The organism is Salinarimonas ramus (assembly GCF_014645695.1).
Taxonomy (GTDB): Bacteria; Pseudomonadota; Alphaproteobacteria; order Rhizobiales; family Beijerinckiaceae; genus Salinarimonas; species Salinarimonas ramus.
Map to the genome: position 1 here is coordinate 60,560 of NZ_BMMF01000004.1, position 16,029 is coordinate 76,588.

The following is a 16,029-nucleotide window of genomic DNA, read 5'->3' on the forward strand; positions in this document are numbered from 1 at the left end:
GCTATTCGCGCGAAGACGTCAAGCAGGAAAACGAAGCTTAGAATCGTTCGAGAGATGGTTCATCCAGTTGAGAATCGCTCTAAAGTATAGATCTCGCAAGTGCAGTGAAGACATCGTTCAGTACAGTCACGTTCATCGCCGGAAACGCGCGATGGAGTACGGCTCCATGTCGACATCCCCGGTGTCGCCGGACAGGAGCCCTGCGACGAGGCGTCCCGTCGTCGCCGATTGCGTGAGCCCGAGATGACCGTGGCCGAAGGCGTAGATGACGCGGCCCTTGCCCGGGGACCAGCCGATCACCGGCAGGCCGTCGGGCGTCGAGGGCCGCTGGCCCATCCAGCGCGTCGCCTCGCTCGTGTCGAGATCGGGCAGGTAGATCTTGGCGAGCCGCGCCAGCGCGTCGGCCCGCGCGAGGCGCGCCGGCGCGTCGAGACCGGCGAACTCCGCCGCGCCGCCGATGCGCAGGCCGATCGCGAGGGGCGTCGCCACGAACTTGCGCTCGGCGAAGACCAGCTGGCGGGTGAGCGACACGTTCGGCCGGGGGATCGTGACGTTGTAGCCGCGCTCGGATTCGAGCAGCGCCCGATCGCCGACGCTCTCCGCGAGCCGCGCCGACCAGGCGCCCGCCGCGACGACGACGATGTCGGCATCCCCCGCGCTCCCGTCGGCGAGCATGATGCGCACGCGGTCGAGGCCGGGCTCGAGCGCCGTCGCCTCGGCTTCGTGGAAGGGCACCTCGCGCTCGCGCAGCCAGCGCTCGAGCCCCTCGACGACGCGGCGCGGATCGGCGACGAGGGACCAGCTGGGATCGTAGACGGCCTTGACCACGCGGGTCGAGATCGCCGGCTCCATCGCCCGCGCCTCGTCGCCGCTGAGGGCCTCGGTGGGAAAGCCGTGCTCGGCGCGCCGCGTCCAGTCTGCGCGATCGGCCTCGAAGCCGGCTTCGCTCTCGTAGAGCGTGAGCGCCCCGTCGCGGCGCAGGTCGCCGGGAAGCCCGACCTCCGCGAGGAGATCGGCCATGTCCTCGGTGGCGCGCCGGCCGATGGCGGCGTTGGCCGTGCTGATCCGGGCGATCTCCTCGGGCCTGCCGGTCGCGAGGAAGCGCCGCAGCCAGGGCAGGAGCTTCAAGGCGTGCCCAGGCCGGACGGAGAGGGGGCCCAGCGGATCGACGAGCCAGCGCGGCACCTGCTTCCAGATGCCGGGCGCGGAGGCGGGCGCGAGCTCGCTCACGGCCAGACCGCCGGCATTGCCGAAGGAGGCACGGTCGCCGTCGACCGCGCGCTCGACGACCCGAACCGCGTGCCCGTCCTTCACGAGCGCACGGGCGCAAGCCAGGCCGACGACGCCGGCGCCGATGACGACGATACGCACGTGATCATCCTCGAGCGCGCATTCGGGGGGCGCGCGCCTCGCACGGCGAAGATGCTGCGCTCGACGAGGATGCGTGTCAAATGGGCACGGACACCGACGTTCTGCTTACGCGGGCACCACAGCCGTCGCCTCGATCTCCACGAGTGCCGCCTTTTCGACGAGCCGGACGACCTGAACGAGCGCCATGGCCGGATAATGCGGCCCGATGACGTCCCGATAGGCACGCCCGAGATCGCGCTGGCAGGCGAGGTAGGCGTCCATGTCGGTCACGTACCAGGTCATGCGCACGAGATGGCGCGGCCCGGCGCCGGCCTCCTTCAGGATGGCGACGATGTTCTCCAGAGCCTGGCGCGTCTGGGCGACGAAACCCTCGGGAAACCGGCCCTCCACGTCCCATCCGACGACGCCGCCGGTGACGACGAGGGTGCCCGTCGCGGCCATGCCGTTGGCGTAGCCCTTGGGCGCCGGCCAGCCCGCCGGCTGCAGCGTCCGCGGCCCGTCCTGCGCGCCTCCCTCCCCCATCAGACGCTCACGCGGACCGGTCATCGAGATCTCTCCTGGTAATTGTGCATGGCCGTGCGCAGGTCGTCGGGCACGGGGATCGCCTTGTGGGCGTCGAGGTCGGTGGTGACGATGACGAGGCGGGCCGCGATGACGGGCTCCTCGCCGCGATAGCCGGGCAGGAGCAGCCGGATCGACGCCCCGCCGATTCGCTCCACGAGGACGGCGAAGTCGACGACATCGCCCATCAGGCCGGGCTTGAGGTAGTCCGCATGGGCCTGCCCGTAGCCGAGCCCGATGCGGCGGTCGCGGATGAGGACGTCGTAAGGGAGCGCGAGGACCGCCCCGAAGAAGTCCTCGAGCACGCCGTTGAGCATGTCGAACCAGCGGGCGTAGTAGACGATTCCCGCCGGGTCGCAATGCGAGAAGCGGATCTTCACGGGCGCCACGTGGACGCCCGAGGAGAGGCTCGCGCGTGCCGGCGGCACCAGGCGCTCGCTCATCGCACGGCCTCCGCCGCGACCTCGTCCTGCGCCTGGCGGCGCAGGGCGAAGCGCTGGAGCTTGCCCGTCTGCGTCTTCGGCAGCGCGTCGACGAAGACGATGGAGCGGGGATACTTGTAGGGCGCGATCTCGGCCTTGACGTGGTCCTGCAGCGTCTTCGCCATGGCGTCGTCGCCGCTCTCGCCCTCGCGCAGGAGCACGTAGGCGCGCACGATCATGCCGCGCTCGTCGTCCGGCACGCCGACGACGCCGCATTCCGCCACCGCGGAATGGGTGAGGAGCGCCGCCTCCACCTCGGGGCCAGCGATGTTGTAGCCCGACGAGACGATCATGTCGTCGGAGCGCGCCTGGTACCAGAAGTACCCGTCCTCATCCATGAGATAGGTGTCGCCCGTGACGTTCCAGCCGTTCTGGACGTACTTGGTCTGGCGCTCGTCGGCGAGGTAGCGGCAGCCGGTGGGGCCGCGCACGGCCAGGCGGCCGATCTCGCCGGCGGGGAGGTCGCGGCCCTCCTCGTCGATCACCTTCGCCTCGTAGCCGGGCACGGGGCGCCCCGTGGCGCCGGGGCGGATCTCCTCCTCGGGGGAGGCGATGAAGATGTGCAGCATCTCGGTGGCGCCGATGCCGTCCATCAGCTTCAGCCCCGTCGCCTCGTGCCAGGCGTCGAACGTGGGCTTGGGCAGGGCCTCGCCGGCGGAGACGCATTTGCGCAGGCAGGAGACGTCGAACTCGGAAAGCCGCGGCAGCATGGCGCGATAGGCGGTGGGCGCCGTGAAGACGACGCTCGCGCGATGCTCGTGGATCGCCGGAAGGAGCTCGTTCGGCCCCGCCTTCTCGAGCAGCACCGTGGAGGCGCCGATCGCCAACGGGAAGAGCACGATGCCGCCGAGCCCGAAGGTGAAGGCGAGCGGCGGCGAGCCGATGAAGCGGTCGTCCGGCTCCGCCCGCAGCACGTTGCGGCCATAGGCGTCGCAGATGGCGAGCATGTCGCGGTGGAAATGCATCGTGCCCTTGGGCTCGCCCGTCGTGCCCGACGTGAAGCCGATGAGGCAGACGTCGTCGCTCGCGGTATCCACCGCCTCGAAGTCCGGCGAGGCGTCGCGCATGAGGGCCTCGAGCCCGAACTCGTCGTGCGTGCCCCAGTAGATCACCCGCTCCAGGCAGTCGCAGAGCGGCTCGGCCTTGCGCATCTCCTCGGCGAGGCGCGCGTCGCAAAGCGCGAGCGCGATCTGCGCCTTCTCGACGGGATAGGCGATCTCGCGGGCGCGCAGCAGCGGCATCGTGGCGACGACGACGCCGCCGGCCTTGAGCACCGCGAGGTAGCAGGCGACCATCATCGGATTGTTGGCCGAGCGCAGCAGCACGCGCCCGCCCGGCACGAGGCCGAGATCCTTGGTGAGCACGTTGGCGATGCGGTTCACCCGATCCTGGAGCTCGGCATAGGTGAGGCTCTCGCTCGGCGAGACGATGCAGGACCGATCCCCCCGCCCCTCGCGCACGTGCACGTCGAGGAAGGCGTCCACGCAATTGAGCCGGTCGGGATAGGCGAGCTCGGGCCGCGTGAAGAGGAAATCCGGCCACAGCTCCTGCGGGGGAAGGTTGTCGCGCGCGAAGGTGTCCGTATGAGCGCTCGGGATCATGCGCGTCTCCAGGCTGCGAGAGGGACATCTGCCGGGGCTGCGCCGGCGAAACCTCGGGCGAAGCCCTCTCCTTCCCCGTAGGGGAAGGTGGCTCGGCGAAGCCGGGACGGATGGGGCGCGCGGAACGCGCGTACGGCGCAGCCGAAATCGACGTTTCCATCCTGACACCGAGGCTTCCGCTTCGCGGAACGCGGCTTGCGCCGCGCCCCATCCGTCACGCCGCCTGCGGCGGCGCGCCACCTTCCCCTACAGGGAAGGAGAGGGCCGGCATGCGCGTCGAGGGTCCTCGTCATCCCCCCGCTCCCTTCAGCGTCTCGCGGGCGATGACGATCTTCTGGACCTCGGTGGCGCCCTCGTAGATGCGCAGCGCGCGGATCTCGCGGTAGAGCGCCTCGACGGGCACACCTTTGGTGACGCCGAGCCCGCCGAAGATCTGGACCGCCTTGTCGATGACGGATTGCGCATTCTCGGTGGCGACCATCTTGGCCATCGCGGCCTCGCGGGTGACCCGCGGCGCGCCCATGTCCTTCGTCCAGGCGGCGCGGTAGACGAGGAGCGCGGCGGTGTCGACGTCTGTGGCCATCTCGGCGAGGGACGCCTGGGTCAGCGGCAGGTCGCCCATCGGCGCACCGAAGAGGTGGCGCGTGCGCGCGCGGTAGAGCGCCTCGTCGAGCGCGCGCCGGGCGAAGCCGAGCGCCGCCGCGCCCACCGTGGAGCGGAACACGTCGAGCGTCGCCATCGCCACCTTGAAGCCCGCGCCGGGCTCGCCGATGCGGTTCGCGAGCGGCACGCGGCAGCCCTCGAAGCGCAGGCGCGCCAGCGGGTGGGGCGCGATGACGTCGATGCGCTCGGCGACCGTGAGGCCGGGGTTGTCGGCCTCGACCAGGAAGGCCGAGAGCCCGCGCGCGCCCGGCGCCTCGCCGGTACGGGCGAAGACGACGTAATGTTCGGCGATGCCGCCGTTGGAGATCCAGGTCTTCTCGCCGTCGAGGATCGCCTCGTTCCCCTCGATCCGCGCGCTCGTCGCCATGGCGGCGACGTCGGAGCCCGCCTCCGGCTCGGAGAGGGCGAAGGCGGCGATGCGCTCGCCGCGCACCACGGCGGGGAGGATGCGGCTCTTCAGCTCCTCGGACCCGAAGAGCGTCACCGGCCCGGTGCCGAGCCCCTGCATGGCGAAGGCGAAGTCGGCGAGCCCGTCGTGATAGGCGAGGATCTCGCGGGCGAGGCACAGCGACCGGACATCGTAGGTCTCGCCCGCGCCGCCATAGGCCGCGGGCGCCACGGCGCGCAGGAGCCCGGCCTCGCCGAGGCGGCGCACCAGGGTGCGGCAGGCCGTGTCGACATCGTCGTGCGAGACGTGAAGCTCGGCCGCGAAGTCCTTCACGCGGCTCGCGAATTCGCGGTGGCGCTCTTCGAGGAACGGCCAGTGGAGGAAGCTCGTGTCGGGCATGGACGCGTCCTCCTCAATCGCCGCCGAAGACGGGCTTCGTCTTCTGCGCGAATGCTTCAAAAGCACGACGGAAGTCGTTGGTGGTCATGCACAAAGCCTGCGCGACGGCTTCCGCCTCGATGGCTTCCTCGATCGACATCGCCCATTCCATGGCGAGCATCCGCTTGGTCATCGTGTTGGCGTAGGTCGGGCCCGCGACGATCTCCGCGGCGAGCGCACGCGCCTCCTCGAGCACCGGCCCCTCGCACACGCGCGAGAAGAAGCCCCAGCGCTCGCCCTCCTCCGCGCGCATGAAGCGGCCCGTGTAGAGCAGCTCCGAGGCGCGGCCCTGGCCGATGATGCGGGGCAGGATCGCGCACGCGCCCATGTCGCAGCCCGCGAGCCCCACCTTGTTGAACAGGAAGGCGACCTTGGCGGAGGACGCCGCGAGGCGGATGTCGCTCGCCATGGCGATGATGGCGCCCGCGCCCGCGCAGATCCCCTCCACCGCCGCGATCACCGGCTGCGGGCAGGCGCGGATCTCACGCACGAGCTCGCCCGTCATCCGCGTGAAGGCGGTGAGCTCCTTGGTGCTCATCTTGGTGAGCGGCTCGATGATCTCGAACACGTCCCCGCCCGACGAGAAGTTTCCGCCCGCGCCCGCGATCACCACGGCATGGACGTCCTCGTCCTTCTTGAGCGCCGCGAAGAAATCGGTGAGCTCGCGGTAGCTCTCGAAGGTGAGCGGGTTCTTCTTCTCGGGCCGGTTCAGCGTCACGGTCGCGACGCCACCCGCGACGGACGAGAGGAAGTGGCGCGGCTCGTAGGAGGAGACGGGCAGCGTGACGGCATTGGCGGATCTCATCGGGGGACGTCCTCCTGGGGGGCGCCTGCGGGCCCCTTCTCCATGGCCGTTCGGGTCGAGGCCTTCACCTTGCCGAGAAGCGTCATGAGCGTGTCGATCTCGTCCTCGTCGAGGCCCGACAGCATCTCGGCGATCCATTCCTCGTGCTCCGCCGCCATGGCGCGGAAGGCGTCGAGGCCGGCATCGGTGAGGCGGATGACCTGCGCGCGCCGGTCGGTCTCGGAGACGCGACGATCGAGATGGCCGCTCTCGACGAGCCGCTCGACGAGGCCGGTGACGTTGCCGTTCGAGACCATCATGCGCTTGGAGACGTCCGACAGCGTCATGCCGTCGGGCGCGCGCACGAGCTGCGCCATCAGGTCGAAACGCGGCAGGGTCACGTCGAAGCGATCGCGCAGGCGCCGGCGCACCTCGCCCTCGATCATGGTCGAGAGGGTGAGGAGGCGCAGCCACAGCCGCAGCTCGGCGGCGTGGTCGGCGGGCGCCTCCAGCGCCTTGGCCTCGTGGTCGAGATGGACGCGCTCGTGCATCACACCTCGCCTCCGGCGACCGCGATCGCCTGGCCCGTGACCGAGGCGGCGCCCTCGCCGCACAGCCAGGCGACGGCGTCCGCCACCTCCTCGGGCTTGACGAGGCGACCTTGCGGATTGTGCTTGGTCAGCTCGGCCATGGCATCGGCCTCGGAGCGGCCGGTCTTGGCCATGATCCGCTCGACGCTCTGGGAGACGAGGTCCGTGTCGGTGAAGCCCGGGCAGACCGCGTTGACCGTGATGCCCTTCTTCGCCGTCTCGAGCGCCAGCGCCCGCACCAGCCCCAGCGTCGCGTGCTTCGCCGCGACGTAGCTCGTCACGTAGGGATAGCCGCGCAGCGATGCCGTCGAGGCTACGGTGACGATGCGGCCGAAGCCGCGCTCGATCATCGCCGGCAGCACCGCGCGGGCGGCGTAGATCACGCTGCGATAGTTCATGTCGAGCATGCGCTCGAGGAGCTCGTCGTTGCTCGACAGGAACGGCGCGGATTCCGCGGCACCCGCATTGCACACGAGGAGATCGATCGGCCCCGCCTGCTCCACGGCCTCGCCGAAGGCATGCACGATCGCGTCCTCGATGGTCACGTCCGCCGTCACCGCATGATGGGCCGAGCCCGCCGCGACGGCACGCTCGAGCGCCGCCATGTCCCGGCCGAGTACGGTCACGCGCGCGCCCGCTTGCGCCAGCGTTCGGGCGATCGAGAGACCGATGCCGCGCCCGCCACCGGTGACGAGCGCATGGCGCCCGGAGAGCCGGCCGTTCGGCACGGTGCGGTGGGTGGGTGCTGCGTCCATGACGCTCTCCTTCGTGTGCCCGGCGCCTGGCGAGGCCGTCCGGGACGGGTGCTTCGCGAGAAGATGCGCAGGGGCTCTTGTGATTTGCGCGCGGCTTGTTTTAAGCTTCAAATATCACGCCCGAACACGGGCCGCGTCAAGCGGGATCGGGACGGGTGTCGCGGGAATGCACGTGGCGCAGGGCCGGAAAAGGCTCTTTTCGGGAGCGGCTCGTGGCGTACAGTGCCCCTGCGGCGGAACGAGCGCGGGAAACGCGCGGGGAACAGCCGAAATCGGGAGAACAGGTCACATGACGCGCTTCACCAGGACATTCGCCGCAGCGACGCTGGGGCTCCTCGCAACGACCGCGCTCACCCACGCGCAGAGCACCGATCCGATGAAGGTCGGCGTCATCGTCACGCTGTCGGGTCCCGCCGCCTCCCTCGGCGAGCAGGCGCGCGACGGCTTCCAGCTCGCGATCGACCAGCTCGGCGGCGAGCTCGGCGGCGTGCCGGTCGAGGTCGTGGTCGCCGACGACGAGCAGAAGCCCGACGTCGCCCTCACCCGCGTGAACGGCCTCATCGAGCGCGAGGACGTCGACGTCGTCGTCGGCCCGATCTTTTCCAACATCCTCCAGGCGATCCACAAGCCGGTCATGGACGCCGACCGCATCCTGATCAGCCCCAACGCCGGCCCCTCGTCCTACGCGGGCGCGGAGTGCAACCCGAACTTCTTCGTCACCTCCTACCAGAACGATCAGGTCCACGAGGTGATGGGCCGCGTCGCGCAGGACCGCGGCTACGAGCGCGTCTTCATCCTGGTGCCGAACTATCAGGCCGGGCGCGATTCCGCCGCGGGCTTCAAGCGCCACTTCGAGGGCGAGATCGTCGACGAGGTCTACACCCAGCTCGGCCAGCTCGACTTCTCCGCCGAGCTCGCCCGCATCGCCGCGATGCAGCCCGACGCGCTGTTCACCTTCATGCCCGGCGGCATGGGCGTGAACCTGGTGCGCCAATACAACCAGGCGGGGCTCAAGGATCGCATCCCGTTCCTTTCCGCCTTCACGGTGGACGAATCGACCCTGCCCGCGCAGCAGGACGCCGCCATGGGCATGTTCGGCGCCATGACCTGGGCGCCCGACATGGACACGCCCGGGAACGCGGAGTTCGTCGCGGCCTACATCGAGAAGTACGGCAAGGTGCCGGGCTCCTACGCCATGCAGGCCTACGACACCGCGATGCTGCTCGACGCGGCCGTCGAGGCCGCCGGCGGCGCGGACGACCAGGAGGCGCTGCTCGAGGCCATCCGCACGGCGGACTTCCAGTCCTTGCGCGGCGACTTCGCCTTCAACAACAACCAGTACCCGATCCAGGATTTCTACCTGGTCGACATCGGCCAGCGCGAGGACGGGATGTACCAGACCCAGATCGTCGAGCAGGTCTTCGACGATTACGGCGACGTCTACGCCTCCGAGTGCCAGATGGGCGGCTGAGGCCGGCTCACGGTGCGGGCGCGGCCGCGGTCGCGCCCCTCTCCTTCCCTGTAGGGGAAGGTGGATCGCCGCGCAGCGGCGAGATGGATGGGGCGCGCCGCCAGGCGCGTTCGGCGAAGCCGAAGCGGAGCGCCGGGCGCCGCGCAGACCCTCTTGCGGACCCCACCCCTAGGCCGCTTCGCGGCCATTCCCCTCCCCTACAGGGAGGGACAGACGCGAGGTCGCGCCATGTACACCACGCTCATCCTGGTCCAGACCCTCAACGGCCTGCAATTCGGGATCATCCTGTTCCTGATCGCGGCGGGGCTCACGCTCGTGTTCGGGGTGATGGACTTCATCAACCTCGCCCACGGCGTGCAGTACATGATCGGGGCGTATTTCGCCTTCGCCTTCACGAGCTGGACAGGGAGCTTCGGGCTGGGCCTCCTGCTCGCCCTGCCGGCGGCGCTGGTCTTCGGGCTCCTCTTGGAGGCGCTCGTCTTCCGACATCTCTACGACAAGGACCACCTGGAGCAGGTGCTCGCCACCTTCGGCATCATCCTGTTCCTCAACCAGGGCGTGAAGGTGGTCTGGGGTTCCTCGCCGCTCTTCGTGCCGGTGCCCGAGTTCCTGCAGGGCTCGATCGTGCTGTTCGAGGGCTTCTTCTACCCGACCTACCGCCTCGCCATCATCGGCGCGGGGCTCGGCGTCGCGGCGCTGCTCTACGTGCTGGTGAACTACACCCGCGCCGGCATGCTGGTGCGCGCGGGCGCGACCAACGCCAAGATGGTCTCGGCGCTGGGCGTCGACATCCGCCGGCTGTTCATGATCGTCTTCGGCTTCGGGGCGATGCTCGCGGGCTTCGCCGGCGCGATGGTGGCGCCGATCCTGTCGGTCGAGCCCGGCATGGGCGACAACCTCCTCATCCTCGCCTTCGTCGTCATCGTCATCGGCGGCATCGGCTCGATCCGCGGGGCGTTCCTCGCAGCCCTCATCATCGGCCTCGTCGACACGCTCGGGCGCACCTTCGCGGGCGACGTGCTGCGGCTGTTCATGGATCCCGGCGCCGCCTCCACGGTCGGCCGCGCGGTGGCGCCGATGCTGATCTACATCCTCATGGCCGCGGTCCTGTTCTTCCGCCCGGCCGGCCTCTTCCCCGTCAAGCGCTGAGGAGGCGTTCCGCCATGCTCGACACCGCCTCCCCCGCCGCCGCGAAGGTCGCCGCCCCGCCGCCGGAAGCCGGCGCGACGTCCGCGCGCGCCCCGCTGATCCGCCGCGAGGCGCTCGCCTTCGCGCTGTTCGCGTTCTTCGCGATCGCCCCCGCCATCGCCCAGGTCGGCGCGGAGGGATACCTGCTCTCGCTCGTCATCCGCGCGATGATCTTCGCCATCGCGGCGCTCTCGCTCGACCTGATCCTGGGCTACGGCGCGCTCGTCTCCTTCGGGCACGCGGCCTTCGTCGGCATCGGCTGCTACGCCGTCGGCATCCTGATGGCGCATTCGGTGAGCGACCTCTTCGTCCAGCTCCTCGCGACGCTGCTGGCGAGCGCGCTCTTCGCGCTGGTCACGGGAGCGATCTCGCTCAGGACGAAGGGCGTCTACTTCATCATGATCACGCTGGCCTTCGGGCAGATGATCTACTTCCTGACGACCTCGCTCGCGGCCTATGGCGGCGACGACGGGCTGACCCTGCCATCGCGCAGCGCCGTCTTCGGCACGGACGTGCTCGAGAACGACCTCGTCTTCTACTACCTCGTGCTCGCCTGCCTCGTCGGCGTCTACGCGCTCTTGCGCGCCATCGTCGGCTCGCGCTTCGGTCGCGTGCTGCGCGGCACCAGGGAGAACCCGGTGCGCATGCAGGCCATCGGCTACGATCCCTACCGCTATCAGCTCGTCGCCTACGTGATCGCCGGCATGATCGCCGGGCTCTCGGGCTTCCTGCTCGCCAACCACATCGAGTTCGTCTCCCCGGCCTTCATCTCCTGGCAGCGCTCGGGAGAGCTGATCATCATGGTGGTGCTGGGCGGCATGGGCACGCTGGTGGGCCCGATCGTTGGCGCCATGTCCTTCCTCTTCCTGGAGGAGATCCTCGCGCGCATCACGCAGGACTGGAAGCTGATCTTCGGCCCGCTCCTCGTCCTCGTCGCCCTGTTCGCGCGGGGCGGCATCCTCGGCTTCTTCCGGAGGAAGGCATGAGCGCGATCCTCGAGCTGAAGCACCTGCGCAAGAATTACGGCGCGCTCGCCGTCACCGACGACGTCTCCCTCGCCGTCGACGCCGGCGAGCTGCACGCGATCATCGGGCCCAACGGCGCGGGCAAGACGACGCTGATCCACCAGATCTCCGGCCTCGCGCCCTCCGACAGCGGGCAGATCCTGTTCGACGGGCGCGACGTGACCCGTGCGCCGATGCACGAGCGCGTGCGTGCGGGCCTCGCGCGCTCCTTCCAGATCACCTCGATCCTGCCGGGCTTCACCGCGCGCGAGAACGTGGCGGTCGCCGTGCAGGCGCGCTCGGGCTCCTCGTTCCGCTTCTTCGGCGACCCCGCCCGCGAGCGCGACCTCGACGCGCAGGCGATGGAGGCGCTCGCGATCGTCGGCCTCACCGGGCGCGCGGACGTGACGGCGGGCCAGCTCTCGCACGGCGAGAAGCGCCAGCTCGAGCTCGCCATCGGGCTCGCCACGCGGCCGAAGCTGCTGCTCCTCGACGAGCCGCTGGCGGGAACCGGCAAGGAGGAATCCGAGCGCGTGGTCGAGACGCTGCTCGGCCTCAAGGGCCGTTACACCATCGTGCTCATCGAGCACGACATGGACGCCGTCTTCGCGCTCGCCGACCGGGTGAGCGTGCTGGTCTACGGGCGCGTCGTCGCCACCGGCGCGCCCGACGCCGTGCGCTCCGACCCGGCGGTGCGCGAAGCCTATCTCGGCGAGGAGGCCGCCTGATGCTGTCCGTGCGCAAGCTCGAATCGAGCTACGGCCCCGCCCAGGTCCTGTTCGACATCTCCTTCGACATCGCCGAGGGCGAGGTCGTCACCCTGCTCGGCCGCAACGGGATGGGCAAGACGACGACGGTCAATTCGATCCTCGGCCTGGTGAAACCGAAAGCCGGGGAGATCCGCTTCGAGGGCCGCGAGATCCGCGGCCTGCCCTCCTACCGCATCGCGCAATGCGGCATCGGCCTCGTGCCGGAGGGGCGCCAGATCTTCCCCACGCTCACCGTCGAGGAGAACCTCGTCGCCACCTCCGCCGCGCGCTTCGGCGCGGCGCGCTGGACGCTCGCCTCGGTCTACGAGCTCTTCCCCCGCCTCGACGAGCGGCGCCGGAACCTCGGATCGCAGCTCTCGGGCGGCGAGCAGCAGATGCTCGCCATCGGACGTGCGTTGATGACGAACCCGAAGCTCGTCATTCTCGACGAGGCGACGGAGGGGCTCGCACCGCTCATCCGCGCCGAGATCTGGGACTGCCTCGCCCGCCTCAAGACGGAGGGCCAGGCCATCCTCGTCATCGACAAGAACGTCGACGCGCTGATCCCGCTCGCGGACAGGCACGTCGTCGTGGAGAAAGGCCGCGTCGCCTGGATGGGGACGAGCGCGGAGCTGAAGGCGGATGCCAGCGTGAAGGATCGCTTCCTCCACGTCTGACGAAGAAGAGCGCTGAGACGAGAGGGGGTAATCCACCATGCGTACCGACGAGATCGCCGGCATCACGCCCGGCGGCGAAGGGTTCGAGGGCGTTCGCCTGAACATCCTGGGCCAGGTCTACGTGCCCAAGAACGTCACCGAGCAGTGCTTCTCCTGGCACGCGACGTTCCCCGTCGGCACGTTCGTGCCGCCGCACATCCACCCGACGCAGGACGAGTACATCTACATGCTCGAGGGTCGCTTCGACCTGATGCTCGGCGGCGAGGACGTGGTGGCGCAGGCGGGCGACCTGATCCGCATGCCCAAGGGCATGCCGCACGGCATCTTCAACAAGACCGACCAGCCGGTGAAGTGCCTGTTCTGGGTCACGCCCACGCGCAAGCTCTACGACCTGTTCTGGGGCATCCACTCCATGAGCGACCCGAACCCAGAGGCGGTGGTGGCGCTCTCGGCCCAGCACGAGGTCGAGTTCCTGCCGCCGCCTCCGGGCGCGTGATGGGGCGGGAAAGTCCCGGCCGCGTCAGCGCGAGGCGAGGAACGCCTCGTGCTCGCGGGCGAGCGCGCCCGACAGCGCCTTCTCGATGAGCGCGCGGGTCTCGTCGACGCCGTAGAGCGCGACGAACGAGCCGAAGCGCGGCCCGCGCTCCTCGCCGAGCAGGACCTGGTAGAGCGTGGCGAACCAGGTCTGCGAGACGCCCGGGCGCCCGTCCGGGCTCTTCGACTTGCCGGACGTGTCGGGGAAATGCGTGCGCCCGACCTCGTAGACCACGTCCTGGAGCGCGGCCGCGTCGGTGGAGCCGGCGTGCGGGGCGAGCGCGCGGTCGAGCTCCTCCAGAGCGGCGCGCTCCTCGGGGGTCGGCGCGCGGTAGGTCTTCTGCGGGCGCACGAAGTCGCGGTAATAGCGCACCGCCCGCTCGACGAGGACGTCGAGGCGCGGATGCGTCTGCGGCGACGCGCCCGGCGCATAGCGGCGGATGAAGGCCCAGAGCAGCCCCGGCTCCTCGGCGTTCGCCACGGCGACGAGGTTCAAGAGCATGCCGAACGTGATCTGCGCGGCGGCCGCGTTCTCGCCCTCGCTCTGGACGGTCTCGGGCTTCGGCGGCGCGCCGCTGTGGATGTGCCAGACCGGGTTGCCGAGGCGGTTCTTGTCGTCCTGGCGCTGGTAGCGCTCGAGGAACGAGAGATACTCGTCGACGTGCTTGGGGATCACGTCGAAGAACAGCCGCTTGGCCTCGCGCGGGCGGTTGTACATGTAGAGCGCCAGGCTCTCGGGCGTGCCGTAGGCGAGCCATTCGTCGATGGTGAGCCCGTTGCCCTTGGACTTCGAGATCTTCTGGCCGTTCTGGTCGAGGAACAGCTCGTAGTTGAAGCCCTCCGGCGGCTCGGCGCCCAGCGCGCGGGCGATGGCGCCCGAGACCTTGACGGAATCGATCAAGTCCTTGCCGGCCATCTCGTAGTCGACGCCGAGCGCCACCCAGCGCATGGCCCAGTCGGGCTTCCATTGCAGCTTGGCGTGCCCGCCGGTCACCGGCGTCTCGTAGCGCTCGCCGGTCTCGGGGTCGCGCCAGACGAGCGTGCCCTTCTGCGGATGGCGCTCCTCCATCGGCACCTGCATGACGATGCCGGTCACCGGGTGGATCGGCAGGAAGGGCGAGTAGGTCGCGCGTCGCTCCTCGCCCAGCGTCGGCAGCATGATCTCCATCACCGCGTCGTAGCGCTCGAGCACGAGGCGCAGCGTGTCGTCGAAGCGGCCGGACGCGTAGCATTGCGTCGAGGACAGGAACTCGTACTCGAAGCCGAAGGCGTCGAGGAAGGCGCGCAGGCGCGCGTTGTTGTGGTGGCCGAAGCTCTCGTGCGTGCCGAAGGGGTCGGGCACCCTGGTGAGCGGCAGGCCCAGCGCGCCGCGCAGGAGCTCCTGGTTCGGCAGGTTCTCGGGCACCTTGCGCAGGCCGTCCATGTCGTCCGAGAAGGCGACGAGGCGGGTGGGCACGGAATCGTTCGTCAGCGCACGGAAGGCGTTGCGCACCATCGTCGTGCGCGCCACCTCGCCGAACGTGCCGATATGCGGCAGGCCGGACGGCCCGTAGCCCGTCTCGAAGACGACCTCGGTTTTGCCGGTGCGCTCCAGGCGCGCGACGAGCTTGCGCGCCTCCTCGAAGGGCCAGGCGGTGGCGGAGCGCAGGACGTCCGGGTCGATCATCGTCTCAGGTTTTCCCATGAATGCGAGGCTGTGAGGCTTACGCCGCAGGCCGCGGGGGCGTCAATGGCGGGGGTGGCGCGGGGAGCGCGCCCGTTCGCCTCGCATGCTCAGTCCGGGAAGACGGCGTGGGCGCGATCGAGCCAGACGAGATAGAACGTCGCGTCGAACAGAGCGCCGTGGACGCGTGCCTTGCCGTCGACGCGCAGCTCGCACAGGCCGATGTCCTTGGAGAGGCTCGCGGGACGCGAGAAGCCCCGCGCCGCCGGCCCCTTGTGCGGCTTCCAGCCGAGCCCCGGGTCGGCGCGCAGCTGGGCGGGCGTGAGCGACTGCACCTTGTCGACGAGCCGTCGCAGCTTCTTCAGCTCGGGCGCGCGCCAGTCCGAAAGGCATTGCGAGCCCGCATGCCAGTGCTTCAGCGACACGTCGACCGCAGGAGCGATCTCCCGCGGCGCTCCCTTCGGCACGCTCTCCACGGGAGGAAAGCCGAAGCGCGCCTCGCTCACGCCGCCACCCTCAACGCTTCGAACCACGCGCGCATCGCGCTCTTCGGAATGATCGCCGCGGAGCGGGCGTCGGGCGCGAGGCCGCCGCGGGCGTCGCGCCAGGGCGCCTCCTCGTGGGTCATCGCCTCGAGCCGCTTGGCGGAATAGATCCCGTATCGGGCGTGCACGCCCTGGAGCAGCGCCGCGGCGTCTCCCACGATGCGCCGCGTGATCCGCTGGCTCGGCAGCGCGTCGTAGCCGTGCGGTCGAAAATGCTCGAACACGCTCGGCGCGACGGGGCCGTGCGCCCACGCCTGGAGATCCTCGGCGAAAAGCGGGCGGCCGAGATGCGCCAGCGCCCAGCCCTGCGCGTAGTAGACGAGCTTCTGCGCCTTCAGATGCGTGATGGCGTCCCCCGCCTCGCGGTCGGTCGCATTCACGAACCATTTGGCGACGTCGAGCGCCGTGTAGCCGAGGCACGGCGCGTCGCCGGTCGAGGCCGCCTCGAAGCCCGTTGCGCCGCCGGTGTTCGCTCCAGCCATCGCCGGCATCTCCGTTCCCTCTGCGTTCTCTTCTCCTAGCACAGACGAGAACGAGCGTGCAACACCGACGTCATCACAACTTA

Annotated in this window: 17 protein-coding genes; 6 read left to right on the forward strand and 11 right to left on the reverse strand. The window is 69.8% G+C overall.

The genetic code is table 11. From position 1 onward, the window contains the following. Window positions 1–132: 132 nt before the first annotated feature. The 8 genes from IEX89_RS06985 to IEX89_RS07020 all read right to left on the reverse strand — a co-directional run bounded on the left by IEX89_RS06985 (window position 133) and on the right by IEX89_RS07020 (window position 7,633). Complete coding sequence (locus IEX89_RS06985) at window positions 133–1,371, reverse strand: NAD(P)/FAD-dependent oxidoreductase (protein WP_188911123.1); 1,239 nt, start codon at window positions 1,369–1,371, stop codon at window positions 133–135. A gap of 105 nt (window positions 1,372–1,476) precedes the next feature. Next, window positions 1,477–1,917 (reverse strand): RidA family protein, encoded by a 441-nt coding sequence (locus tag IEX89_RS06990; RefSeq protein ID WP_188911125.1) that lies wholly within the window; start codon window positions 1,915–1,917, stop codon window positions 1,477–1,479. Then, window positions 1,914–2,375 (reverse strand): acyl-CoA thioesterase, encoded by a 462-nt coding sequence (locus IEX89_RS06995; protein ID WP_188911127.1) that lies wholly within the window; start codon window positions 2,373–2,375, stop codon window positions 1,914–1,916. Before IEX89_RS06995 ends, IEX89_RS06990 begins: the two co-directional genes overlap by 4 nt. Next, window positions 2,372–4,015 carry a benzoate-CoA ligase family protein gene (locus IEX89_RS07000; RefSeq protein ID WP_188911129.1) on the reverse strand — a complete coding sequence of 548 codons (1,644 nt, stop codon included), beginning with the start codon at window positions 4,013–4,015 and terminating at the stop codon, window positions 2,372–2,374. Before IEX89_RS07000 ends, IEX89_RS06995 begins: the two co-directional genes overlap by 4 nt. Window positions 4,016–4,304: 289 nt before the next feature. Beyond that, the gene (locus tag IEX89_RS07005) at window positions 4,305–5,465 is read right to left on the reverse strand and encodes an acyl-CoA dehydrogenase family protein (RefSeq protein ID WP_188911131.1); all 1,161 of its coding nucleotides are present in this window, start codon (window positions 5,463–5,465) and stop codon (window positions 4,305–4,307) included. A 13-nt stretch (window positions 5,466–5,478) separates the two neighbouring features. Next, window positions 5,479–6,309, reverse strand: a complete 831-nt coding sequence (locus IEX89_RS07010; RefSeq protein ID WP_188911133.1) for an enoyl-CoA hydratase family protein — start codon at window positions 6,307–6,309, stop codon at window positions 5,479–5,481. Further along, on the reverse strand, window positions 6,306–6,839 hold the full coding sequence (locus IEX89_RS07015; RefSeq protein WP_188911135.1) for a MarR family winged helix-turn-helix transcriptional regulator: 534 nt from the start codon (window positions 6,837–6,839) through the stop codon (window positions 6,306–6,308). Before IEX89_RS07015 ends, IEX89_RS07010 begins: the two co-directional genes overlap by 4 nt. Continuing rightward, window positions 6,839–7,633, reverse strand: coding sequence for an SDR family NAD(P)-dependent oxidoreductase (locus IEX89_RS07020; RefSeq protein ID WP_188911137.1), 795 nt, complete (start codon window positions 7,631–7,633; stop codon window positions 6,839–6,841). The genes IEX89_RS07015 and IEX89_RS07020 overlap by 1 nt, the downstream gene beginning before the upstream one ends. Window positions 7,634–7,922: 289 nt before the next feature. Here IEX89_RS07020 and IEX89_RS07025 point away from each other — a divergent pair, with 289 nt between their 5' ends. The 6 genes from IEX89_RS07025 (at window position 7,923) to IEX89_RS07050 (ending at window position 13,218) form a co-directional block, all read left to right on the forward strand. After that, window positions 7,923–9,104 (forward strand): ABC transporter substrate-binding protein, encoded by a 1,182-nt coding sequence (locus IEX89_RS07025; protein WP_188911139.1) that lies wholly within the window; start codon window positions 7,923–7,925, stop codon window positions 9,102–9,104. 228 nt (window positions 9,105–9,332) lie between these two features. Further along, window positions 9,333–10,253 carry a branched-chain amino acid ABC transporter permease gene (locus IEX89_RS07030; protein WP_188911141.1) on the forward strand — a complete coding sequence of 307 codons (921 nt, stop codon included), beginning with the start codon at window positions 9,333–9,335 and terminating at the stop codon, window positions 10,251–10,253. A gap of 14 nt (window positions 10,254–10,267) precedes the next feature. Continuing rightward, window positions 10,268–11,278 carry a branched-chain amino acid ABC transporter permease gene (locus tag IEX89_RS07035; RefSeq protein WP_188911143.1) on the forward strand — a complete coding sequence of 337 codons (1,011 nt, stop codon included), beginning with the start codon at window positions 10,268–10,270 and terminating at the stop codon, window positions 11,276–11,278. Further along, on the forward strand, window positions 11,275–12,024 hold the full coding sequence (locus IEX89_RS07040; RefSeq protein ID WP_188911145.1) for an ABC transporter ATP-binding protein: 750 nt from the start codon (window positions 11,275–11,277) through the stop codon (window positions 12,022–12,024). The genes IEX89_RS07035 and IEX89_RS07040 overlap by 4 nt, the downstream gene beginning before the upstream one ends. Beyond that, window positions 12,024–12,722: an ABC transporter ATP-binding protein gene (locus IEX89_RS07045; RefSeq protein ID WP_188911147.1), complete on the forward strand. Its 699-nt coding sequence runs from the start codon at window positions 12,024–12,026 to the stop codon at window positions 12,720–12,722. The genes IEX89_RS07040 and IEX89_RS07045 overlap by 1 nt, the downstream gene beginning before the upstream one ends. Before the next feature lie 37 nt (window positions 12,723–12,759). After that, window positions 12,760–13,218 (forward strand): cupin domain-containing protein, encoded by a 459-nt coding sequence (locus tag IEX89_RS07050; protein WP_188911148.1) that lies wholly within the window; start codon window positions 12,760–12,762, stop codon window positions 13,216–13,218. A 24-nt stretch (window positions 13,219–13,242) separates the two neighbouring features. Here the strand turns inward: IEX89_RS07050 and IEX89_RS07055 are convergent, their stop codons facing one another. From IEX89_RS07055 to IEX89_RS07065, 3 genes are all read right to left on the reverse strand, one after another. After that, window positions 13,243–14,922 (reverse strand): lysine--tRNA ligase, encoded by a 1,680-nt coding sequence (locus tag IEX89_RS07055; protein ID WP_244645143.1) that lies wholly within the window; start codon window positions 14,920–14,922, stop codon window positions 13,243–13,245. A gap of 107 nt (window positions 14,923–15,029) precedes the next feature. Further along, entirely contained in the window at window positions 15,030–15,425 is a 396-nt protein-coding gene (locus IEX89_RS07060; protein ID WP_188911152.1) for a hypothetical protein, read from the reverse strand. Further along, window positions 15,422–15,946, reverse strand: coding sequence for a Panacea domain-containing protein (locus IEX89_RS07065; protein WP_188911154.1), 525 nt, complete (start codon window positions 15,944–15,946; stop codon window positions 15,422–15,424). Before IEX89_RS07065 ends, IEX89_RS07060 begins: the two co-directional genes overlap by 4 nt. Window positions 15,947–16,029 lie beyond the last annotated feature (83 nt).